Annotated in this window: 23 protein-coding genes; 14 read left to right on the top strand and 9 right to left on the bottom strand. The window is 40.0% G+C overall.

Annotated elements, in window-relative coordinates; translation table 11 throughout:
* Window positions 1-42: 42 nt before the first annotated feature.
* Window positions 43-927 carry a cell division protein FtsN gene (gene ftsN, locus HMPREF3020_RS04105; protein WP_070775646.1) on the bottom strand — a complete coding sequence of 295 codons (885 nt, stop codon included), beginning with the start codon at window positions 925-927 and terminating at the stop codon, window positions 43-45.
* 93 nt (window positions 928-1,020) lie between these two features.
* Window positions 1,021-3,210, bottom strand: coding sequence for a primosomal protein N' (priA, locus tag HMPREF3020_RS04100; RefSeq protein ID WP_070775645.1), 2,190 nt, complete (start codon window positions 3,208-3,210; stop codon window positions 1,021-1,023).
* Between the two features lie 113 nt (window positions 3,211-3,323).
* Between priA and trmB the strand changes: the two genes are divergently transcribed.
* The 9 genes from trmB (at window position 3,324) to HMPREF3020_RS04055 (ending at window position 11,040) form a co-directional block, all read left to right on the top strand.
* Window positions 3,324-4,070: a tRNA (guanosine(46)-N7)-methyltransferase TrmB gene (gene trmB / locus HMPREF3020_RS04095; RefSeq protein ID WP_070775644.1), complete on the top strand. Its 747-nt coding sequence runs from the start codon at window positions 3,324-3,326 to the stop codon at window positions 4,068-4,070.
* 51 nt (window positions 4,071-4,121) lie between these two features.
* The gene (locus tag HMPREF3020_RS04090; protein WP_080351316.1) at window positions 4,122-4,463 is read left to right on the top strand and encodes a YggL family protein; all 342 of its coding nucleotides are present in this window, start codon (window positions 4,122-4,124) and stop codon (window positions 4,461-4,463) included.
* A 222-nt stretch (window positions 4,464-4,685) separates the two neighbouring features.
* The gene (napF, locus tag HMPREF3020_RS04085; RefSeq protein ID WP_070775643.1) at window positions 4,686-5,228 is read left to right on the top strand and encodes a ferredoxin-type protein NapF; all 543 of its coding nucleotides are present in this window, start codon (window positions 4,686-4,688) and stop codon (window positions 5,226-5,228) included.
* Window positions 5,215-5,478 carry a chaperone NapD gene (locus tag HMPREF3020_RS04080; RefSeq protein WP_049384760.1) on the top strand — a complete coding sequence of 88 codons (264 nt, stop codon included), beginning with the start codon at window positions 5,215-5,217 and terminating at the stop codon, window positions 5,476-5,478. Before napF ends, HMPREF3020_RS04080 begins: the two co-directional genes overlap by 14 nt.
* Before the next feature lie 63 nt (window positions 5,479-5,541).
* Window positions 5,542-8,028: a nitrate reductase catalytic subunit NapA gene (napA, locus tag HMPREF3020_RS04075; protein WP_070775642.1), complete on the top strand. Its 2,487-nt coding sequence runs from the start codon at window positions 5,542-5,544 to the stop codon at window positions 8,026-8,028.
* Between the two features lie 116 nt (window positions 8,029-8,144).
* The gene (gene napG / locus HMPREF3020_RS04070) at window positions 8,145-9,050 is read left to right on the top strand and encodes a ferredoxin-type protein NapG (protein ID WP_049365641.1); all 906 of its coding nucleotides are present in this window, start codon (window positions 8,145-8,147) and stop codon (window positions 9,048-9,050) included.
* Window positions 9,050-9,940 carry a quinol dehydrogenase ferredoxin subunit NapH gene (gene napH, locus HMPREF3020_RS04065; protein WP_070775641.1) on the top strand — a complete coding sequence of 297 codons (891 nt, stop codon included), beginning with the start codon at window positions 9,050-9,052 and terminating at the stop codon, window positions 9,938-9,940. The genes napG and napH overlap by 1 nt, the downstream gene beginning before the upstream one ends.
* Before the next feature lie 21 nt (window positions 9,941-9,961).
* Window positions 9,962-10,390, top strand: a complete 429-nt coding sequence (locus HMPREF3020_RS04060) for a nitrate reductase cytochrome c-type subunit (RefSeq protein WP_049384754.1) — start codon at window positions 9,962-9,964, stop codon at window positions 10,388-10,390.
* Between the two features lie 11 nt (window positions 10,391-10,401).
* Window positions 10,402-11,040, top strand: coding sequence for a NapC/NirT family cytochrome c (locus HMPREF3020_RS04055; protein ID WP_049373150.1), 639 nt, complete (start codon window positions 10,402-10,404; stop codon window positions 11,038-11,040).
* A 54-nt stretch (window positions 11,041-11,094) separates the two neighbouring features.
* Here HMPREF3020_RS04055 and gss read toward each other — a convergent pair whose 3' ends face one another.
* Entirely contained in the window at window positions 11,095-12,984 is a 1,890-nt protein-coding gene (gene gss / locus HMPREF3020_RS04050) for a bifunctional glutathionylspermidine amidase/synthase (RefSeq protein WP_070775640.1), read from the bottom strand.
* 170 nt (window positions 12,985-13,154) lie between these two features.
* Entirely contained in the window at window positions 13,155-14,228 is a 1,074-nt protein-coding gene (locus HMPREF3020_RS04045) for a tRNA/rRNA methyltransferase (protein ID WP_070775639.1), read from the bottom strand.
* A gap of 149 nt (window positions 14,229-14,377) precedes the next feature.
* Here HMPREF3020_RS04045 and pssA point away from each other — a divergent pair, with 149 nt between their 5' ends.
* From pssA to HMPREF3020_RS04030, 3 genes are all read left to right on the top strand, one after another.
* Entirely contained in the window at window positions 14,378-15,745 is a 1,368-nt protein-coding gene (gene pssA / locus HMPREF3020_RS04040; RefSeq protein WP_070775638.1) for a CDP-diacylglycerol--serine O-phosphatidyltransferase, read from the top strand.
* Window positions 15,746-15,869: 124 nt separating this feature from the next.
* Window positions 15,870-16,739: an archaetidylserine decarboxylase gene (gene asd / locus HMPREF3020_RS04035; RefSeq protein WP_070775637.1), complete on the top strand. Its 870-nt coding sequence runs from the start codon at window positions 15,870-15,872 to the stop codon at window positions 16,737-16,739.
* 21 nt (window positions 16,740-16,760) lie between these two features.
* The gene (locus tag HMPREF3020_RS04030; protein WP_054419202.1) at window positions 16,761-17,393 is read left to right on the top strand and encodes a BamJ family beta-barrel-assembly machinery protein; all 633 of its coding nucleotides are present in this window, start codon (window positions 16,761-16,763) and stop codon (window positions 17,391-17,393) included.
* A gap of 36 nt (window positions 17,394-17,429) precedes the next feature.
* Here HMPREF3020_RS04030 and HMPREF3020_RS04025 read toward each other — a convergent pair whose 3' ends face one another.
* Together HMPREF3020_RS04025 and proB are read right to left on the bottom strand one after the other, a co-directional pair.
* Complete coding sequence (locus HMPREF3020_RS04025; protein ID WP_005696814.1) at window positions 17,430-17,810, bottom strand: hypothetical protein; 381 nt, start codon at window positions 17,808-17,810, stop codon at window positions 17,430-17,432.
* 112 nt (window positions 17,811-17,922) lie between these two features.
* Window positions 17,923-19,032: a glutamate 5-kinase gene (gene proB, locus HMPREF3020_RS04020; protein WP_049365631.1), complete on the bottom strand. Its 1,110-nt coding sequence runs from the start codon at window positions 19,030-19,032 to the stop codon at window positions 17,923-17,925.
* 141 nt (window positions 19,033-19,173) lie between these two features.
* On the opposite strand from proB, the gene folA reads away from it, so the two are divergent.
* Together folA and uhpC are read left to right on the top strand one after the other, a co-directional pair.
* Window positions 19,174-19,659 (top strand): type 3 dihydrofolate reductase, encoded by a 486-nt coding sequence (folA, locus tag HMPREF3020_RS04015; RefSeq protein WP_070775636.1) that lies wholly within the window; start codon window positions 19,174-19,176, stop codon window positions 19,657-19,659.
* Between the two features lie 198 nt (window positions 19,660-19,857).
* Window positions 19,858-21,183, top strand: a complete 1,326-nt coding sequence (gene uhpC, locus HMPREF3020_RS04010) for an MFS transporter family glucose-6-phosphate receptor UhpC (protein WP_070775635.1) — start codon at window positions 19,858-19,860, stop codon at window positions 21,181-21,183.
* 71 nt (window positions 21,184-21,254) lie between these two features.
* Here uhpC and pfkA read toward each other — a convergent pair whose 3' ends face one another.
* From pfkA to yaaA, 3 genes are all read right to left on the bottom strand, one after another.
* Complete coding sequence (gene pfkA / locus HMPREF3020_RS04005) at window positions 21,255-22,220, bottom strand: 6-phosphofructokinase (protein ID WP_070582998.1); 966 nt, start codon at window positions 22,218-22,220, stop codon at window positions 21,255-21,257.
* 110 nt (window positions 22,221-22,330) lie between these two features.
* The gene (locus HMPREF3020_RS04000; RefSeq protein WP_070775634.1) at window positions 22,331-22,924 is read right to left on the bottom strand and encodes a hypothetical protein; all 594 of its coding nucleotides are present in this window, start codon (window positions 22,922-22,924) and stop codon (window positions 22,331-22,333) included.
* On the bottom strand, window positions 22,917-23,693 hold the full coding sequence (gene yaaA, locus HMPREF3020_RS03995) for a peroxide stress protein YaaA (RefSeq protein ID WP_049375008.1): 777 nt from the start codon (window positions 23,691-23,693) through the stop codon (window positions 22,917-22,919). The genes HMPREF3020_RS04000 and yaaA overlap by 8 nt, the downstream gene beginning before the upstream one ends.
* Window positions 23,694-23,724: the final 31 nt, after the last annotated feature.

Genomic DNA, 23,724 nt, shown 5'->3' with positions numbered 1-23,724 from the left:
AAAAAAGTGCGGTTATTTTTAACCGCACTTTTAAATTCTGAATTACATTCCAATCACTACGCAACTCGCCACTGATTTTGCTTTATCTTGTGCTGCTGTTGCGGCATCTCGACTACCAAATGGTCCCACTCGTACGCGGTTCCATTCTTCACTTGTCGCAATTTGTGCATTTACGCCAGCCATCGCTAGACGACCTTGTAAGCTTTCTGCTTGTGCACGATTTTTAAATGCTCCACATTGCAAACCAAATTTTTTGCCGCCAGCCTGTACTTGTTGTTCAGCGGGTTTCGGTTCTACTTTTTTCGGTTGCTCAGTTTTAGCAGGTTCCGTTTTTGCGGGTTCAGCTTTCACCACTTCTACTTTTTTCGGCGGTTCAGGCTTTTTAACTGGCTCTGTTTTTTTAACTGGCTCAGGCTTTTTCGCTTCTGGGTTTGCTGTTTGCTGAGCTAGCTGAGTTTGAGCTGTCTGTGCTGGTTGAGCTTGCTGTGCTTGAGCAGCAGCTTTTTCTGCATTCGCCGCTTCTTGCTCTTTACGTTGAGCTTCTAATTTTTTCGCTTCTTCTGCCGCTTTTTGTTCTTTTTCCATTTGAATAAGCACTTGACGCTGCTCTTCCGTCAAACGCATATTTTTTTCAACAGAAGAAGGATTATTATCCACCGGCACCGTACGGGTTTCTAATTCTTTAATGTAGTGCCACACTTCTTCTGGGCGATTTGGTAACACACTTTTCGGTTGCGGTTTTTCCGGCTGAACATTTGTCGTCACTACAGGTGCTGGTGTTTTACTTTTTAAGAAGTAAAGCCCTAACCCAAAACCTAATACCGCCACCAACGCAAGAACAATTAAGGTATTGCGATTAAAACTTTTCTTTGCTTTCTTTTTATTATTTTTTGAGCCGCTTCGACCGGCAAAATCTCGATGAGCCACGATAAAATCCTAAAATATTCGATAAATTAAACTTAGAGTATAAAAAACGCTTAATTCTACTGAAAAACTATGCATTTTTCTAGGGAATTTTTGCTAACTCAAATCCAAAGGATCCACGTCTAAAATCAACCGCACTTGCGAAGACTTTATCAACTCTGGGGAATATCGACTCAATGCAGCCTGTAATTGTTTTCGAGAGGCGTGTTGTAATAGTAACTGCCAACGATACTGTCCCGCTTTTTTGCTGAACGGTGCAGGAATTGGCCCCAACACTTGCAAGCCTTCAATTTTTTGCTCATAGAAGAAAGACGCCAATTGCGACAATGCATTTTCCGCCTCTTCAGAATGACGACATTGAGCTTTAAACAAGGCTTGGAAACTAAATGGAGGCAAGCCCATATTATGCCGCAACTTCAAGGTTTCTTCTGCAAAGGCTTGATAGCCCTTTTCAAGCAAGGTGGTTAATAACGGATGATCCGGATAGTGCGTCTGCAAAACCACTTCACCCTGTTTCTCCGCTCTGCCTGAACGACCTGCCACTTGTACATAAAGCTGCGCCAAACGTTCTTCGGCTCTGAAATCAAGGGAAAACAAGGCATTATCCACATTCACTAACGCAACCAAAGTGACATTCGGGAAATGGTGTCCTTTGGCTAACATTTGTGTGCCAATTAAAATCTGACTTTTACCTTGCTGAATATCCTCTAAATAACCTTCAAGCTTACCTTTTCGCGCCGTACTATCGCGATCGATACGAGCAATATTATATTGAGGAAAACGTGCTTTTAAGGTTTCTTCTAGCTGCTCTGTACCTAATCCCGTGGTCACTAAATGCGTTGAACCGCAATGGCCACACTGCATCGGCACTGTTTTTTGAGCACCACAATGATGGCAGCGTAAAACGCGCTGATGTTGGTGATAAGTATAAGGTTTTTCGCAATGATGACATTCATCAATCCAACCACATTCATGGCATAACAACACAGGCGCAAATCCACGTCGATTAAGGAACAAAAATACTTGGTTGCCTTTTTCTAAGTGTTCTTGCATACGTTGCAATAGCGGTTCGGATAATCCGTTTTGAATTCGTTGATGTTTTAAATCAATCACAAACTGGCGAAGTGCGGTCGAATTTCCGGCTCTTTTTGATAAGACCAAATGATGATATTTACCATTTTGTACGTTATTCACACTTTCCAAACTTGGTGTGGCAGAACCTAATAAGATAGGGATATTGAGCTTTTGCGCTAAAACAATGCCTAAATCTCTTGCATGATAACGCCAACCATCTTGCTGTTTAAACGAGCCGTCATGCTCTTCATCTAAAATGATTAAGCCGAGATCTGAAAACTGGGTGAAGAGCGCTGATCTCGTCCCTATCACGATTGCACTCTGCCCGGTTCTTGCTCGCTCCCAAACATTTAAGCGCTGAGTATCGTTCAAGTTGGAATGCAATACATCAATTTCCACATTAAAGCGAGCTTTGAACCGTCTCACTGTCTGAGGGGTAAGCCCAATTTCAGGAACAAGCACTAAAACCTGTTTGCCTTTCTTTAAGATTTCTTCAATATATTGCAGATAGATTTCAGTCTTACCCGAACCGGTCACGCCCTCTAACAACCACACATTAAAGCCTTCTTGGAAAAGCAACTGACTAAATGCAAGGGCTTGTTGCTTGTTTAAGATCAATCGGTTATCAAGATTAACTAAAGGATTATCCCCAAGAGCTTGTTGCCAACTTTTTTGTTCACTAGGCACAATAATCTCTTCTACATAATCTTTGCCTTTAAGCGCTGACCAAATTGCGGAACTGATTTCATTGTTACCTTTTTCTAAATCTTGCGTGAGCAATAAATTTAAGGCTTCAATTTGTTTTTTGGCGCGTTTTAATTCACCCGATTCTAACGCTTGTTTTCCAAGGCCCGTAATACGCCAAAAAGTGCGGTCATTTTTAACCGCACTTTCTCCATTACGAAGTTTGACTGGCAACGCTTGAAACAACACATCGCCTAAGGCAGCACGATAATAATTAGCGGACCAAGCTAACCAATCCCACGTTGTGGAATTAAAGAGCGATTCAGCATCAAGTACATCAATAATCGGTTTTAACTTCTCTTTTGCTACATCCGAAGAAGCGGGCAAATCCACCACGATCCCGACTCGTTTTTGCGAACCAAAAGGCACCAACACCCGTCCACCAACAATTGGCGTCAAGTCGGGCGAATAGAGATAATCAAAAAATCGGGGGAGCGGTACGGCTAATGCAACTCGGACAATATTCATAACAAAAAACAATTAAAAATTTTCGCTATTATACGGGAATTAGGTGGAAAAATCCCACAACCTTGCCTTTTAGTGTATAATCGCCGCCAATTTTAATTGAGCGAATAAATACCATGACAGAAGCGCAAAAAACCTTTGCTGATCAAAAACGTAAAACCGTTGAAACGGCTGAATTTACAGAAGATGGTCGTTATAAACGTAAAGTTCGCAGCTTTGTGTTGCGGACGGGTCGCTTAAGTGATTTTCAAAAAAATATGATGAATGATCACTGGGCTGATCTTGGATTAGATTATCAAAACGCCCCTTTTGATTTTGCTGCTATTTATGGCAATACAAACCCTGTTATATTAGAAATTGGTTTCGGGATGGGGAAATCTCTAGTGGATATGGCTGAAGCGAATCCTGATAAAAATTATCTCGGTATTGAAGTGCACACGCCTGGTGTGGGTGCCTGTATTGCTTATGCGGTAGAAAAAGGCGTGAAAAACCTTCGCGTGATTTGCCATGATGCCACTGAAATTTTACGTGATTGTGTGAAAGATGGTGAATTAGGTGGTTTACAGCTTTTCTTCCCAGACCCTTGGCATAAAGCAAAACATCATAAACGCCGCATTGTTCAACCACACTTTGTAGAGCAAGTCGTTCAAAAATTACAACCAAATGGCTTTATTCATATGGCAACGGACTGGGAAAACTATGCGGAACAAATGCTCGAAGTCCTTTCAGCCAATGAAAACTTAATCAATACTGCCGAACAAGATTATATTCCACGTCCTGATTTCCGCCCTCTTACAAAATTTGAGGCGCGCGGTCATCGCTTAGGTCACGGTGTGTGGGATTTATACTTTAAGAAAAAATAATCATCGAGATGATGACGATACCCATTACCTTAACATAGGAGAACATTGAAAATGAAAACTCGTAATCAACGTCAACGTAAAAAACTTCACTTAGCTGAATTCCAAGAATTAGGCTTTTTAGTGAATTGGCAATTTGCTGAAGGAACCAGCATCGAAACTATCGATGAAACCGTTGATCGTTTTATTGCTGAAGTGATTCAACCAAATGGCTTAGCTTATGAAGGTAGCGGCTATTTACATTGGGAAGGCTTAGTTTGCTTAGAGAAAATCGGTAAATGTGATGAAAGCCATCGTCAGTTAGTGAAAAAATGGTTAGAAGAAAATAAATTACAACAAATCGAAATCAGTGAATTATTCGATATTTGGTGGGATTACCCAACCCAAAACGCATAATATTTTAAGCATACTTCAGGGCGGATTATCCGCCCTATTTAATAATCATTTTCACTTATATTTTAACAATTTATTTACATCCCTAATTTCCTTTCAAAATATCCTTGATCTACCTCAAGAAAAGTGTATATTTCTTAAAAACTACTCCTTTTAGGTAGTTACTATTTTGTTATCGGAGCTAGATAATGCTCCCCTTGAAAATACCGAACTTTAAAGAAAAATATGGCGATTGAAAATCCTTCTCGCAGACAATTATTACGTGGGCAATTTTTACAATCGTTACATTCTGAAAACGCTAAAATTCAAGGTATAAATGCTATCCGTCCACCTTGGTCGGTAAACGAAGCAGACTTTACAGATAAATGTACTCGATGCGGTGATTGCATACTGGTATGTGAAACCCAAATTATCGTAAAAGGTGATGGCGGCTTTCCTGAAATACAATTTGACAAAGGCGAATGCACTTTCTGTCAAAAATGTGTTTTAGTCTGTGAACAACCGATTTTTCACTCATTAGAAGAAGAGCCTTGGGCATATAAAGTTGAGATTACAACGCAGTGCCTAACAGATAATCGAGTGGAATGTCGAAGTTGCCAAGATAGCTGTCCGATGAATGCCATCCGTTTTCGATTACAGCTTGGTGGTGTAGCAAAACCCATTTTAGATTTAGAAAGTTGTAATGGTTGTGGTGCTTGTTTAAGCGTTTGCCCAACAAAAGCAATAAAAATTCTTAATTTTGAAACAAATACAGATGAATCAATTTAGCGAAAATGAAAACTGGTATGTATGCAGTATTGTTGTACAAGCCAGACCAGAAAAACTCAGCCAAGTCAAAGAAGCTATTTTAGCTATTTCAGGTGCTGAAATTCATGGTGAAAAATCTGAAGAAGGCAAATTGGTGGTTACTCTTGAAAGTAACCGTCAATTAGCGTTAGCGGATCTTATGGATGAAATTAAAGACATTCCTGGGGTTATTGTTGTGTCTTTAATTTCTAATTATTTAGATGAAAAATAAATAATTTAGGTATACATGCCATTTTGTATATTCTAAAAAATTCAACAACGAGTGGGGAAAACTATGGAACTTAATCGTAGAGATTTTATGAAAGCTAATGCTGCGCTTGCAGCGGCAGCGGCTGCCGGTATGACCATCCCTGTTAAACAGGTTGATGCGGCAGAAGATATGGGCATCAAATGGGATAAAGCGCCATGTCGTTTCTGTGGTACAGGATGTAGCGTATTGGTAGGAACCAAAGATGGTCGAGTTGTCGCAACTCAAGGTGACCCAGATGCAGAAGTAAACCGCGGTTTAAACTGTATCAAAGGTTACTTCCTTTCTAAAATCATGTACGGTGCTGACCGTGTACAAACTCCGTTATTACGTATGAAAGATGGCAAATTCCATAAAGAAGGTGACTTTACACCGGTTTCTTGGGATCAAGCTTTCACTATCATGGCGGAAAAAATCAAAGACATCTTGAAGAAAAAAGAACCAAATGCTGTAGGGATGTTCTCTTCCGGTCAAACGACTATTTATGAAGGCTATGCAAAAGTAAAACTTTGGAAAGCTGGTCTTCGTTCAAATACTATCGATCCTAATGCTCGTCACTGTATGGCGTCTGCAGCAGTTGCGTTTATGCGTACATTCGGTATGGATGAACCAATGGGTTGCTATAACGATATCGAGAAAACCGATGCGTTTGTACTTTGGGGTTCAAACATGGCGGAAATGCACCCAATTTTATGGTCTCGTATTTCTGACCGTCGTCTTTCTTCTGATAACGTGAAAGTTGTAGTTATGTCAACATTCGAACACCGTTCGTTTGAATTAGCTGATGTGCCTATCGTATTTAATCCACATGCAGACCTTGCAATCCTTAACTACATTGCAAACTACATTATCCAAAACGATAAAGTAAACTGGGACTTCGTTAATAAACATACTAAATTCAAACGTGGTGAAACTGATATCGGTTATGGTCTACGTCCAGAACACCCACTTGAAGTTGCAGCGAAAAACCGTAAAACTGCAGGTAAAATGTATGACTCTGACTTCGAAGAATTCAAGAAAATCGTTGCACCTTATACATTAGACGAAGCACACCGTATTTCTGGTGTACCAAAAGATCAGCTTGAAACCCTCGCGAAAATGTACGCGGATCCAGAACAGAACTTAGTATCTTACTGGACAATGGGCGCTAACCAACACACTCGTGCTGTATGGGTTAACCATATGATCTATAACGTACACTTATTAACCGGTAAAATTTCTAAACCAGGTTGTGGTCCGTTCTCATTAACTGGTCAACCTTCAGCTTGTGGTACAGCGCGTGAAGTGGGTACTTTCGTTCACCGTTTACCAGCGGACATGGTAGTAACCAATCCTAAACACGTTGAAATCGCTGAGAAAAAATGGAAATTACCAAAAGGTACCATTCCAACTGTACCTGGATACGCAGCTGTACAACAAAGCCGTGCATTAAAAGATGGTAAATTAAACTTCTTATGGCAACTTTGTACCAACAACATGCAAGGTGGTCCAAACATTAACGACGAAATTTTCCCTGGTTGGCGTAACCCTGAAAACTTCATCGTTGTTTCAGACCCTTACCCATCCGTTTCTGCGGTTGCAGCAGACCTAATTCTCCCTACTTGTATGTGGGTAGAAAAAGAAGGGGGCTATGGTAACGCAGAACGTCGTACCCAATTATGGCGTCAACAAGTGAAAGGTCCTGGTGAGTCTCGTTCTGACTTATGGCAAATTGTGGAATTCTCTAAATACTTCAAAACAGATGAAGTATGGGGCGAAGAATTATTAGCTCAAATGCCAGAATATCGTGGTAAGACTTTATATGAAGTACTTTACGAGAATGGTGAAGTAAACAAATATAAAGTACCAACGGATGTTCCAGGATACATCAATGATGAAGCCGATCACTTTGGTTACTACCTACAAAAAGGCTTATTCGAAGAATACGCAAGCTTTGGTCGTGGTCATGGCCATGACTTAGCACCATTTGATACTTACCACCAAGTACGTGGTTTACGTTGGCCGGTTGTTGACGGTAAAGAAACCTTATGGCGTTACCGTGAAGGCTTTGACCCGTACGTTAAAGCAGGCGAAGATGTTGCGTTCTACGGTTATCCGGATAAAAAAGCAATTATCTTAGGTGTGCCTTATGAAGACCCTGCAGAATCACCAGATGAAGAATATCCATTATGGTTATGTACTGGTCGTGTACTTGAACACTGGCATACCGGTACCATGACTCGTCGTGTACCTGAATTACACCGTGCGTTCCCGAATAACTTAGTTTGGATGCACCCAGCGGATGCGAAAAAATATGGCTTACGTCATGGGGATAAAGTGAAATTAATTACACGTCGTGGTGAAATGGTTTCTTACTTAGATACCCGTGGTCGTAACAAATGTCCTCAGGGCTTAATTTACACCACCTTCTTTGATGCAGGTCAGCTTGCTAACAAATTAACATTGGATGCAACCGATCCAATTTCAGGTGAAACCGACTTCAAAAAATGTGCGGTAAAAGTGGAAAAAGCGTAGGATTTTCCTTTTGTTTCTAGTCGCTCCTCTCTTTAAAGAGAAGGGAATTTAAAATAAGAGCGGTCAAATTTTGCAATATTTTTACAAAATCAGGCCGCTTATAAAAGGAAACGCAGATGAGACTTGATCCTAACCGTCGTCAGTTTTTAAAAAATGTGACAAGAACGGCTGCAGGAGTGTGTGGGGTTGGTATTATTCTTGGCTTACAGCAACAACAAGCTAAAGCTAAAGAAGGGATCGCCTTGCGTCCACCTGGTGCTTTACCGGAAAAGGATTTCTTGGCAGCTTGTACCCGTTGCGGACAATGCGTCCAAGCGTGTCCATATGATATGTTGCACTTAGCTTCGCTGATTTCACCAATGGAAGCTGGCACACCTTATTTTATCGCTCGGGATAAACCTTGCGAAATGTGTCCGGATATTCCATGTATGAATGCTTGTCCAAGTGGTGCATTAAGTGAGGAACTTAAAGACATCAATGATGCGAGAATGGGGTTAGCCGTATTGCTAGACCATGAAACTTGTCTTAACTGGCAGGGGTTGCGTTGTGATGTGTGTTACCGCGTTTGTCCATTAGTGGATAAAGCCATTACACTTGAACGTATCCACAATGATCGTACAGGGATTCATGCAAAGCTTATTCCAACTGTTCACTCTGATGCTTGCACCGGATGTGGTAAATGCGAACAAGCTTGTGTATTAGAAGAAGCGGCAATTAAAGTCTTACCGATGGATATCGCCAAAGGACTACTCGGTCGCCACTATCGCTTAGGCTGGAAAGAAAAACAAAACGCCGGAAAATCCTTAATTGAGGAGCAACATCCGGATGGCTTACGTCCAGCAATGGATGCTCGTATGCCGGAAGGCTCACATGAGCCGGTTTATCAGCCAATGCAAGTTCAACCGAACCAAAAAGTGGCAACACCAAACCGTGCAACAATGGATTATGTACCAAATCCAACAACAGTTCCGGAAGCAGAGCAATTCCCAAATCTGGACTTAAACATTAAGGGGGTTAAATAATGGCTGAAAAATATACCCCGAATAAGCCTAAAGATGCAGGCTTAGAAGCTCGCCAAAAACTCGGTTGGTGGCATGCTTATCGCTTTTTAATTCTACGTCGAATCAGTCAATTAAGTATTATTTTAATGTTCTTAAGCGGCCCGATTTGGCAAGTTTGGATTCTAAAAGGCAATTACAGCTCAAGCATGCTTTTGGATACTGTGCCATTGACAGATCCATTGATTACCGCTGAAAGTTTAGTGACAGGTTACCTACCAGAAATCACAACGATTATTGGTGCCTTAGTGATTGTCATATTCTACGCTATCGTTGCAAGCAAAGCCTTTTGTAGTTGGGTTTGCCCAATGAATATGGTAACAGATGCTGCAGCTTGGTTACGTAGAAAATTAGGTATTCGACAATCATTAAAAATTTCACGCCAACTTCGCTATGTGATTTTAGCCGTGATTCTAGTTGGTAGTGCAATAACGGGGACGCTCTTATGGGAGTGGATAAACCCTGTTGCAGCACTTGGACGCATCTTTGTCTTTGGAACAGGTGCAACCCTTTGGTTGGTCTCAGTCATCTTTTTATTTGACTTACTTGTTGCCGAGCATGGCTGGTGTGGTCACCTTTGTCCAATTGGTGCGATATATGGAGTCATTGGTGCTAAAAGCCTGATTAAAATTAATGTAGTCGATCGCGATCGCTGTGACCGTTGTATGGACTGTTATAATATTTGCCCAGAACCGCAAGTATTAAGACTTCCTTTACACGGTGGACCTGAAGATAGCCAAATTATATTGGCAAAAGATTGTATTACTTGTGGACGCTGTATTGACGTTTGCGCAGAAAATGTATTTACATTTGGCTCTCGCTTTGAGAAACAAATAAAAATTAAAAATATTTAATTATTTAATGGAGTGGATTTCATGAAAAAATCATTTATTTTCATGCTGGCTTTATGTAGTGGATTGGCATTTGCTGATACACCACAAGTTGCAAACAGCATCGATAAAACAGCAGAAAGTCTTGCACCTGCATTTAATAATCCTTATAAAGATGTAGGCAATATTCCTGTTACTTTTCCTAACCAACCCCCACTTGTTCCACACAGCATTCGTGGCTTACAAGTAACTAAAAATGCGAATCAATGTTTAGGTTGCCACGCGCCAGATGTTGCCCCAACAACGGGTGCGCCACGTGTTCCTGAGAGTCATTTCTTAACACGTGATGGTCAAAAAACAGAAGGTACCTCACCACGTCGTTATTTCTGTTTACAATGCCACGTTCAGCAAACTAACGTAAATCCAATTATTCAAAATAAATTCGAAACTATTCGTAAAACGCAAGGTAAATAAGGAGCTAAACCATGATTAAATCAAGCATTCAAAAAGTTTGTCGTTGGTTACGCTCGCCGAGCAAAATGGCAATTGGTGGGGTGATTTTATTAACTATCATTGGTACTATTGTTGGAACTAACCTATTTAATGTCGGTATGTCAGCAACTAATACTGAACAATTCTGTTCAGATTGTCATACTAACGATGTTGTACCTGAATACCAAGCATCAATTCACTTTAGCAACCGTTCAGGTGTGAAAGCGATTTGTTCTGACTGTCACGTTCCTCATGAATTTGTGCCAAAAATGATTCGTAAAATGCAGGCTTCTACTGAAGTATTAGCATACTATACGGGTAAAGTTGATACTAAAGAGAAATTTGAAAAACATCGTTTAGAAATGGCTGAACGCGAATGGGCGCGTATGAAAGCGAATAACTCACAAGAGTGTCGTAACTGCCATAACTTTAATGATATGGATTACTCACAACAAAAAACTGTGGCACAACAAATGCACGCACTTGCACAGGAACAAAACAAAACCTGTATCGACTGTCACAAAGGGATTGCACACCATCTTCCAGATATGTCAAAAGTACAACAAACTTTTATTCCTGCTGATATGTTAAAAACAGATGAAAAACCAACTGATAACAAAGAAGCAAAATAATTTTATAAATTAACAATAACAAATCGGCACTCATTTTGAGTGCCGATTTTGTTTTTATTTCTTAAGGAAATCTTTATCTGATAATACCCTTAACGGTTGCATATCACTGTTTCCCATAATGACCAAACTCGGGTCTGAGCGTAAACAGCTACCACCATAATGCCCACCTACAGTAAAAGTACAGACCTGAACATATTGATCTTCCACTTTTGGTAAACACCAAAGCTGTTGATAAATACTCTCCTGCTTATCAAAACGACCGTCTGTGCTATCGAGTACAGATTTACACTCACCTATCAATTTCACATTATCACCTCGACGACCTGCAATTGGTTTTTGTGCATAACCATTCTTAATCAGTTCAGGTGTCAATTCAAATCCTGCTTCGAGTAGATAACGATGATTTGGGAATAATGACCACAACACTGGTAAAATCGCTTTATTACTTGGAATCGCTGTCCAAAGTGGTTCATAAACTAGAACTTCCGGACGAAGTAACACATCAATCAACCGCACTTTATCTTCCGGATAGCCTGTACGAATCGGTGGAGCAACTTCCATACCTGTTGCATCTTCACGAAGTTGCTCCAACATAGTTTCCCAGGCCCACGTTTTCCATACTGTTTTTACTTGGTTATCTTCATCATCAATCAAACGACCTCGACTATCCCAATGTAACCCCTCGGTCCCATGAATAATTTTGGCTTTAAATCCTGCTTGAACCAGTGCATTGCGCATAAATAATGCGTGATAATCTTCCTCATCATCGTGATCTTGCATAATATGAACAAGTGGCGTGGCTTCACTATGTTTCCAACAATCCGCTAATGCATTACGTAAGCCATCGGCAGGATTATCGCCTATATTCAATCCACCCTGAATTGCCCATCGATTCATAAACTCACCAGCTTCAGCGTGACAAGAAGCTGAATCTGCATTGTATTCATATACTTTCAATCCACGACTATCCATGCAGAAATCTAAACGCCCCGTAATAGTTTGATAACGGCGATTTTGCCAAGATAACCGTAAGCGAGGCCAAAGCAATTTAGGAATATTAAAATATTGTAATAACTTATCGTCTTTTAAGACTTTATCTGTGGCATGCAAATACATTAAATGCAATTCATTGGTTGCACGAATTAACTCATGTTGTGCTGTTTCAGATATCGTAAAATAGCGATATTGATCCGAATGGCTGACTTTATGCCCACCCATTGCTTTCACATATGCCGCTTCAAATTCGTTTTGCTCATTCAGCCATTTATGCTCAAACTGACCATTGTTTTCTATATGTTCAGCATGAATCTCAAGTTTCTCTTTTTCTGGTGTTGGCCGCGGCAGACTGTATTCGGTATCTTCTGTTTGGATCATCCAACCTAAAATTTCTGTATCATCAAAGGTATCATGCAGAAAATAACCACTTTCGGAAACCGTCATCGGTAATTCGCGAGTCCATTGCTGCCCACTTGGTAAGCGAGAGTGAATCACGTTTTGCTCGGCAATGCGAATTTTATCTTCTAATACCTCGGTAATGATCGCCACATGCCCCGTATGCTTAAATTCACCGCCCTCCTGCCAAATTAACAATGCACCTGCTTCAGGCTTACGTTTACAACCATTTGCAAAGGCTTGTAAAGGTAATAAGGCATCATTCACCACTTGACGTAAAAATCGTAAAGAAAAGATCTCGTAAGCCATTCCTACATCAGTAAATACCATGCCATGGTTGAGATAGAGATAGCGACGTGCAAACTCCACACACTGCCATTTATATCCCATATACTCTCGCCCTAAATAACTGCGAAAGGCGGCATCATCGGGATACTCTTTCTCATCTGCTGTATGATAATCGGATGAATAAATTGCAATGCCACCCGGCGCATAGCCTAATAAGCTCCCGAAAGGATCGTGTGTACTGATGTTTGCTGAACGTTCAGGCATAAAAACTCCCTATTAAATAACAACTAGAAGTAGTATAGATCTTTTGTCTGATTCCCCCCAAAGGCTTTTACAAGAAATATCAAAATTTGAAGCTCACACAATTTTGAAAAAGAAAAAGGGCTGATAGATGTCAGCCCCCAAAACAAACCTCAAAATAACCGCACTTAAGGTTATTTCACATACCAATGTGCTAATAAAATCCCTGTGTTTACTGCAATATTTAATCCGGTTTTTAATGGATTGCTTAAAGAAAGACGCACATTTACATCTTGTTTCTCACGAATATCATCCGTACTACCTTCGCTCAATACCAATGCGACTTTCTCTGCAAATTTGAGTTGTTCCAACGCCACACCTTGTTTATTGGTTGATACATGAATAATCTGATAGCCAGCTTTGCGTAAGGCCTCTAAAGCGATTTCAGTACTTTCTGTTTCTAAAATACGAATATGCTCCATTCCGCCTTCAGCCACACGCATAGCAGCGGGCGCATAAAGCTGTTCAACTTGATTTGTCACCACATTTTTAATGCCGTAGAAAGCGCAAGTACGCACAACGCCACCTAGGTTTTGCGCATTATTGACTTGATCAAGCACGACTAAGCAGTCTTCTTGACGCGGCACATCTAAATAACCTTGCAAAGAAAAAGTTCGTTGTTTTTTCACTAACATACAAATGCCGCCATGATGCTCGGTACCACTCACTAAGCTCAACTCATCGTTATCTACCACGTGATACACTTTTTTATTTGCGGCTAAATAACTGAAAATCTCGCCAATTCGATGTGCCATTTGCACCGTTGCCCATACGCGAACAATGCTCTCCGGACGCTCAGCAAACAATTCTAAACACGCATTTTCACCATACACTTTCATTTCTTCAGCGCGGTTCTTTTTAATTTTCTCAGGTGCTCGTGGTGATAATGCGCCCGTTTTCTTTTCTTTCGGTTTATAACTCACGCCCGTACTTTTCACCGTTACTTTTACCGAGCCACTTTCTCCATTCGCTTTATTTAATGAAAGTTCAGCAATTTTCGGTTCTCTCACTTCTTGCTGTTGGAAGCCACGAGAAGGTTTACGATCATCCCGTTTTTTATCAAAGTGCGGTCGATTTCCCTCACGTTTTTCATTATTACGACGATCATCAAAGCGACGCTCTTTATCATTAAATGTTCGTTTTGGGCTACGCTCTTGAAAAGATTTGGTGGGGTTTGTTTGGAATGATGGTTTGCGTGAATTGCTCATAATTTGCTTCTCGAAGGAAAAATTGGATAATAATTCGCCAAAAAATGCGAAAATTTGTGAGCATTATAACGAAAAAAAACCTTTTTTCTATCAATCCACAAAGGAAATATTGTAAACTAGAGCATTAATTTTTAGTGTAGAGATAGATTATGTTAATCAATAAAGCTAAACGAGCAGAACAAAATTTAAAAAATTTACCTTTTCTTCCTTTACAGGCAGAGCAGGTTGAGTTTCTGTTTAGTCCGCTTGAATTCAAAGCACAAATTATAGAATTAATTCGCCAAGCTAAAAAACGTATTTACGTGACCGCGCTTTATTGGCAAAAAGATGAAGCAGGACAAGAAATTCTCAATGAGATTTATCGCGTAAAACAAGATCATCCAGAATTGGATGTGAAAATTTTAGTAGATTGGCATCGCGGACAACGCAATTTACTCGGTGCAGAAAAATCTGCCACTAACGCTGATTGGTATTGTGAACAACGCCAAACCTATCAACTTCCCGATGAACCCAATATGTTCTTCGGTGTGCCAATTAATACTCGCGAAGTCTTTGGTGTATTACATATTAAAGGCTTTGTGTTTGATGATACCGTGCTTTATAGCGGCGCAAGTATCAATAACGTGTATTTACAACAACAAGATAAATACCGCTACGACCGCTATCAAAAAATCCATAATGCTGCACTGGCAGACTCTATGGTTAATTTTATTAATGATTATTTATTGGATTTCAGTGCGGTACATCCATTAGATGTGGCTAATCGCCCTCGCACCAAAGAAATTCGTAGTGCAATAAAAGCTTATCGTAAAAACTTATCTGCCCATGCGGAATATCAATTGGAAAGTGCGGTTGGTTTTTCAGATGTTTTAACCATTTCACCTCTTTTTGGTTTAGGTGCATCAGGCAATGAATTAAACCAAGTTATTGAAGATTTATTCTTACAAGTTCAGGAAAAATTGGTGATTTGCACGCCTTATTTCAACTTCCCTCGCACGCTAAGAAGTAAACTTGCCCGCTTATTAGAACAAGGAAAACGTGTCGAAATTATCGTAGGTGATAAAGTTGCGAACGATTTCTATATCCCACCAGAGCAGCCATTTAAAATGGCAGGCGCATTGCCTTATTTATATGAAAGTAATCTTCGTCGTTTCTGCGAGAAATTTGATGCTTACATTAAAAACGGTCATTTAACGGTGCGTTTATGGAAAGATGGAGATAACACCTATCACCTCAAAGGTGTTTGGGTGGACAATCAGTATATTCTTTTAACAGGGAACAACCTAAATCCTCGCGCATGGCGTTTAGATGCGGAAAATGGATTATTAATCCACGATCCAAAACAAGAACTTCTGCCACAAGCGGAAAAAGAATTGTCGCACATCCGCCAACATACCAAAGTATTGCAAGATTATTCTGAATTAGAAGAATTAACGCAATATCCTGAACCGGTGCAAAAACTGTTGAAAAAATTTGCACGAATTCAAGCAGACAAATTAGTCAAAATGATTTTATAAACGTAAAAGAGGCCGACAAATGTCGGCTTCTTGCTTGTATCTTACGCAAAAACATCGACTAACATTGCACAAGTGAAATAAGTTGTTATAATCGCCCAACTTTTTAATCTTATCGGAGAAATCAATGAACCCAATTTCTTATTGGCAACGCCTAAAAGTTGCATTTCAATATGTGATGCCGCAAATCTATATGACACAAGCAGCAGGTTGGTTAGCTAAACAAAAATGGGGCGCCGTGACACATTTTGTGATTAAAGCGTTTGCAAAAAAATACAACATTGATATGAGCATTGCTGAAAAAGAAAAATTCAGTGATTACGCCAGTTTTAATGAATTCTTTATCCGTCCATTAAAGGAAAATGCACGACCAATTAACCAAAATCCAACCGCACTTTGTTGCCCTGCGGATGGCCGTGTAAGTGAATGTGGACACATTGAAGATGACTGCCTATTACAAGCAAAAGGTCACTTCTTCAGCTTAAATGATTTATTAGCGGAAGATAAAGATTTAACCGAGACCTTTAAAAATGGGGAATTCGTCACCACTTATTTATCACCACGTGATTATCACCGTGTACATATGCCATGTGATGGTACACTTCGCAAAATGATTTACGTGCCGGGTGATTTATTCTCCGTCAATCCGTTTTTAGCGAAACATGTGCCGAACCTCTTTGCACGTAATGAGCGTGTGATTTGTGTCTTTGATACTGAATTCGGTACTATGGTACAAATCTTAGTAGGTGCGACAATCACCGCAAGTATTGGCACTGTTTGGGCTGGCGTTATTAACCCACCACGTCATAACGAAGTGAAAGTCTGGACTTATGAAGGCGAAAGTGCGGTTAAATTAAGCAAAGGTCAAGAAATGGGTTGGTTCCAACTTGGTTCTACCGTGATTAATCTATTCCAAGCCGGCCAAGTGAAAATTGCCGATCATTTAAGTGTTGATGAACCTGTTCGCATGGGTGAAATCTTGGCATTGAAAAAATAGTTTTACAACAAAGGAAAAAACATGACAGCTCAAATTTTTGAACAAGTAAAATTAGAAAGTATTTCTGAAAAAGGCAGCTACGGTATCGGTTTACAAATCGGTCAGCAATTAGCTGATAGCCAAATGGATATTTCTGTTGAAGCGGTAGCAAAAGGTATTTTCGATGCGTTAAACCGTAATCAACCTGCATTAGAAATTAATGATTTAATGCATTCTGTTCAAGCACTTCAACAACAAGCGGCTGAAGCACAACAAGCGCAATTCAAAGCGATTGAAGAAGAAGGTAAAAAATTCTTAGAAGAAAACGCGAAAAAAGCAGGTGTAAACGTGACTGACAGCGGTTTACAATACGAAATTTTAACCGAAGGTAACGGAAACAAACCATCTGCAACTGATAAAGTACGTGTTCACTACACTGGTACATTACCAGATGGTACTGTATTCGATAGCTCTGTTGCTCGTGGTGCACCAGCTGAATTCCCAGTAAATGGCGTAATTCGTGGTTGGGTTGAAGCATTACAAATGATGCCTGTTGGTTCTAAATGGAAACTCACTATTCCACACGAACTTGCTTACGGTGAACGTGGTGCAGGTGCATCTATCCCACCATTCTCAACCTTAGTATTTGAAGTTGAATTACTCGATATCCTTTAAAAAGAAAAAGTGCGGTTAATTTTAACCGCACTTTTTTTATTCTTCTTCGTCTTCGCTATAACGATCATCATCGTCATAATCATAGGTTAAGAGAGCATCCTCATCATAACCCTCTATATCAATCTGAACGCCATTTGAGCCTGCATCAAAACCATTAAACCATGCGGTTCTCAGCTCTTCAGGTACACGTCGGCCACAATAATTAATTCGTTTATTCAATTGAGATTGGCTTTGCGCTTGGAAATCTTTTCCTACACGATAACCATCTAAATACCAGTCATCTTTATCATGACAAACCGTCGTATTTAAACGTTTTACGTGTTTGCTCACTGAAATTGGGCTACGATGTTTTACATAATAGCCCTGCGTACAAGCACTTAATAGCCCAACAGCTAAAACGGTCGCTATTAATCTCATGTTGTCTCCTTTTACTACTTAATATCGGGTTATTGCCCTTTTTATGGTTTTATAGACCAACAAAATAAAAGGAAGGTTCAGAAAATATAAGAGATCCGATTTCTATTTTAAGCTATAGCACAATCATGTCATCACGATGTAACGCAACTGCACCATACTCATAGCCAAGAATTTGTTCAATTTCTTGGGATTTTTTCCCTTTGATTAATTCCAACGCATCGCTGTTATAACGCGGCATACCGAGTGCAATCACTTTACCTGAGGTATTCTTAATTTTGACGACTTCACCACGTGAGAAACGCCCTTCCACAGCCGTAATCCCTGCAGGCAACAACGATTTATTCTGTACTAACATGGCATTTTCAGCACCCTCATCAATCGTCAGCATACCCGCTGATGGAGCTGCAAATAACCACTGTTTACGACTTTCGAGACGATCTGAATGATGTGCAATAAATTTCGTACCAATTGGTTTATCGTAGGCTAAATCCACAATCACATCAGGTCGGCTACCTGGTGCAATTATCGTTTCAATACCTGAACGCGTTGCCACATCTGCTGCAATAATTTTTGTACTCATCCCGCCAGTACCAAGGTTTGTACCACTACCGCCTGCAATCGAACGAATATGATCAGTAATTTGCTCAACCACTGGAATCAATTTCGCATCTGGATTTTTACGAGGATCGCTTTCGTATAAGCCTTGTTGATCCGTTAATAAGTAAAGTTGTTCTGCTTGCACTAAAATCGCAACTAACGCCGATAAGTTATCGTTATCCCCTACTTTAATCTCAGCCGTTGCTACCGCATCATTCTCGTTAATCACAGGAATAATCTGATTGTCTAACAGAGCATGTAATGTATCGCGCGCATTTAAAAAACGTTCACGATCTTCAATATCGGCACGAGTTAATAAAATTTGTCCAATATGAATATCATAAATCGCAAATAATTTTTCCCAGGCTTGAATCAGTTGACTCTGCCCTACTGCAGCTAAAAGCTGCTTTGAGGCAATAGTTGGAGGAAGTTGAGGATGATTTAAATAATGTCGTCCAGCGGCAATCGCACCTGATGTCACAATCACGACACGAAAACCCGCTTGATGAAGCTGGGCAATCTGGCGAACAATATCGACCATGTGAGGCGCATTCAATTTTGGAGAACCATGTGTTAATGTGCTAGTACCAAATTTTACGACGATTGTTTTGCGATTTGCCGACATAGTTTGTCCTCAATAAAAAAATAGTAAATTGGCGTTAAATTAGCACTAAAATAAATAAAAATCACGAAAAATCCCATCTCGAATTCAGATTTTGTGAATACCTATGATATAGTGCAAAAAAAGAAAAATGGGATAGAAAATATGACATTAAGTTTGATCGTTGCGACAACAAAAAATAACGTCATCGGAAAAGATAATCAAATGCCTTGGCACTTACCTGCCGATTTAGCCTGGTTTCGTAAAAATACTACGGGCAAACCGGTAATTATGGGCCGTAAAACCTTTGAAAGCATTGGTCGTCCACTGCCGAAACGTACCAATATTGTCCTTTCACGTACACCTTACGAACATGAAGGTGTCATCTGGAAAGAGAATTTTGAAAGTGCGGTCGATTTTGTTAAAGAATTTGATGAAATTATGCTGATTGGCGGGGGGGAGTTATTTAAACAATATTTACCTAAAGCTGATAAATTGTATCTCACGCAAATTCAAGCTGACATTGACGGCGATACGTTCTTTCCTGAAATTAATTGGGCAGAATGGAACATCGAGTTTGAAGAATATCGTCAAGCGGATGCAGATAATCCCTATGATTGTCGTTTTTTAATTTTACAGCGTAAAGCATAAAACATATCAAAACCATCCTAAAAAAAAGTGCGGTCAAAACCCTAAAATGTTGACCGCACTTTTTTCCATCATAATCAAATCAACGATTCATCAAGCCATTTTTTCCTATAAATTCCCTATTTTTTGATCTGAGTCCCCTTTTGAAAACCGGCTTTGTAATATACTGGAATGAATTATTATCATTAGAGGAGAAATATTATGGGTATCTTCAGTGTACCACCGGATCTACCGGTTACTAAAAGCAAAGAGGAGATCGACAAAACTTATCGTTACTGGCGATTACATTTGATGATTACCAGTTATATCGGCTATGCCGTATTCTATTTTACTCGTAAAAGTTTTAACTTCGTTATGCCAGCCATGCTAACGGACTTAGGGCTACAAAAAGCCGATATCGGTATCATGGGTACTGCGTTTTATCTCACCTACGGTGTATCCAAGTTCTTATCAGGTGTCCTTGGTGACCGTTCTAACCCTCGTTACTTTATGGGGATTGGTTTAATGATGACGGGTATCGTCAACATTCTATTCGGCATGAGTTCATCTGTCTTTATGTTTATCACCCTTTGGATGATCAACGCCTTTTTCCAAGGTTGGGGTTGGCCTCCATGTTCAAAAATCCTGAATACTTGGTACTCACGTAATGAACGTGGTTTATGGTGGGCTATTTGGAATACCTCACATAACTTAGGTGGTGCACTCATTCCAATTTTATCTGGTGCCGTTGCCCTTTATTGGGGATGGCGTTACGGTATGATCGTGCCAGGGATTATTGCCTGTGTCATCGGTTTTGCCCTTTGTTTCTTATTACGCGATCGCCCAACATCTATGGGACTTCCAACAGTCGGTGAATGGCGTAATGATATTGCTGAAAAAGAACATGAAAGTGAAGGTTTAGGTTTATCTAACTGGGAAATTCTTAAAATTTATGTGTTTAAAAACAGCATTATCTGGGCATTAGCATTTTCTTGGTGTTTTATTTATATCATCCGTACCGGTATCAATGACTGGGGTAACTTATATTTAACAGAAACCCACGGTTATGACTTACTTAAAGCGAACTCTGCGGTCTCTTTCTTTGAAATCGGTGGATTCTTAGGCGCACTTTTTGCGGGATGGGGTTCTGATAAATTCTTCAACGGAAACCGTACCCAAATGAACATCATTTATGTGTTAGGTATTATTTCAACATCCTTAGCATTATGGTTCATCCCAAGCGATAACTATTTTGTGATGTGTGGCTTATTCTTCCTGATGGGATTCTTTATCTTTGGTCCGCAATTCCTTATCGCAATGGCTGCGGCTGAAAACTCTCATAAACATGCTTCAGGTTCTTCTACCGGTTTCGTTAGTCTCTTCGCCTATATTGGTGCGGCAGCGGCAGGTGCCCCATTAGCGTGGATTATTCAATCTCTCCACTGGAATGGATTCTTTGGTAGCTTGTTTATTGTGTCTCTTGCTTGTGCATTATTACTCGTTTTCGTGTACTTCTTGCAACGTAAGAAAAACAAACTAAAAGCCTAATCTAAGCATATAAAAATCGGGCTAAAACAATGATTGCTTTAGCCCGATTTTTTTAAATAACCTTACAAAGATTATTCTAAGCGTTTAGCCATTTCTAACCAATCTGCTTTAAATTCACGACGCATATTGTTGATTGCATCAATAATATCGTGGTGAACTAATTTTTCATTTTGAATACCCACACAGTAGCCACCTTTACCTTGTAGCAATATATCTACCGCATATACGCCCATACGTGAGCCCAAAATACGGTCGAAGGCACAAGGTGAACCACCACGTTGAATATGGCCTAATACGGTTGCACGGGTTTCATGGCCTACGCGCGCTTCAATCTCACGCGCAAGAGAATGTACATCTGTGATTAATTCAGTAATCGCAATAATAGCATGACGTTTTCCGCGAATAATACTGCGTTCAATTTGGCGAATTAATTCTTCACGATTAAATTCCATTTCAGATGCCACGATATATTCACAACCACCTGCAATACCTGCCGAAATGGTTAAGTCACTACAGTGACGCCCCATGATTTCCACAATAGAAATACGTTGGTGAGAACTTGAGGTATCACGTAAACGGTCAATGGCATCCACTGCTGTTTGTAGTGCGGTTTCATAACCGATTGTGTAATCTGTTCCAGCCACATCGTTATCAATTGTGCCAGGGATACCTACGCAAGGGAAACCATGTTCTTCAGTAAGCAATTTAGCCCCCATGTAAGAACCGTCACCACCGATAACAACTAAAGCATCAATACCGTGAGAACGTAAAATTTCTGCACATTTTTCACGTACTGCTGGATCTTTAAATTCAGGGAAACGCGCAGAGCCTAAGAATGTACCACCACGGTTAATAATATCGGATACACTATAGCGGTTTAACTGTTTGATTTTATTGTTGTATAAACCTTGATAACCGTCATAAATCCCAAATACTTCAAGCCCTTCTGCAAGAGCTGCACGAACAACGCCACGAATGGCAGCATTCATACCTGGTGCATCACCACCACTGGTTAATACAGCAATTTTTTTAATCATATTTACCTACTTTGAACTCTAAGAATAATTGGCGTCAAGATTACACCATCCATTATTTCTGCTCTAGAAAAATTTTTAAAATTTACGTGGAATTTGATCTAGTATAAGTTTTAGTGATGGAAATAACTTTCACATTTCCAAGAAAGATCGGCTTTTTGTAATGTTTTGCTTTCCTTCGCCACCAAATACTTTTGTAAGTTTTTCACAATTTTTACTGTGTTTAAACGCTGAAATTTCTTACCTTGTTCCACTTTTTGGGAATATTGATATTGCACAAAACCACAACGTGGCACATTTTTACCCTTAGCTATGTCCACTTGCCAAGATGGATTTTGTTCTGTCGGAGCATAAATGACATAAGCATTTAACTCAGTGGCAGGCTTTTTCTGATTCGTTGAATTCGCAAGGATTTTGAAATCTTTCACCCCTAAATTACGGTATACCTTCTCACGTAATGCTACGCGCTGCTCAATAGAACGGGATAAATCACGATCAAGCAACACTTCAATTTGAGATTGCCAATTTTCTAAGGTATCTGGCTCTGCAAGATAAACATAACGCGCAATCGTATCCAAATCTTGGCTTGCAGTAAGTTTATAAGTTTTGCCGTTGTACTCAATTTTTTCAGGAGTTTGAAGCTGACTCACTTTTGCCGCACAACCTGAGAGTAAAAGCGCGGTCAATATAACCAGGATTTTATTCATTGATATCTCGCTTAAATACAAATTCTTTTTCAGTTGAGGATGTCGCATCAAACCAATAACCACCTAGGTCAAACTCTTTCAGTTGTTCAACACGTTCCAAACGATTTTGAATGATAAAACGACACATTAAACCACGGGCTTTTTTCGCATAAAAGCTGACCACTTTGTATTTACCATTCTTATTATCTAAGAAAACAGGCTTCACAATCTGTGCCTCTAATTGGCTTTCTTTCACGGATTTATAGTATTCATCGGAGGCTAAATTGATCAAAATACGATCGCCTTGCTCATCAAGCGCTTGTTGCACGGATTGAGTGATGATGTTACCCCAAAAAGCATAAAGATCTTTCCCTTTTGGATTCGCTAACTTCGTGCCCATTTCCAAGCGGTAAGGTTGCATTAAATCAAGGGGTTTAAGTAAGCCATATAAGCCAGAAAGCATACGTAAATGGCGTTGTGCGAATTGCACATCTTCATCAGATAAGCTATCCGCATCCAAACCGGTGTAAACATCACCTTTGAATGCCCAAATGGCTGCGCGTGAATTTTTTTCGTTGTGAGATTTTGTCCATTCAGCAAAACGAGCGGCATTTAAGCCCGCAAGTTTATCGCTGATAGACATTAAGGAAGAAAGATCTTGGGGAGATAATTGACGACAGATTTCAATCAGTTGCTCACTATAATCCGTCAAGTGCGGTTGAGAAACAGGAAGATTTCTGACCGCACTTTCAAAATCTAAGGTTTTTGCCGGGGAAATAATGGCTAACATAGGTTCTCCTTTCTAAAACTGAACCGTATCT

It is taken from the genome of Haemophilus sp. HMSC068C11 (genome assembly GCF_001815355.1).
GTDB lineage: Bacteria > Pseudomonadota > Gammaproteobacteria > Enterobacterales > Pasteurellaceae > Haemophilus_D.
The sequence above is the reverse complement of the archived record's forward strand: the minus strand, read 5'-3'. Positions and strand labels throughout refer to the sequence as shown.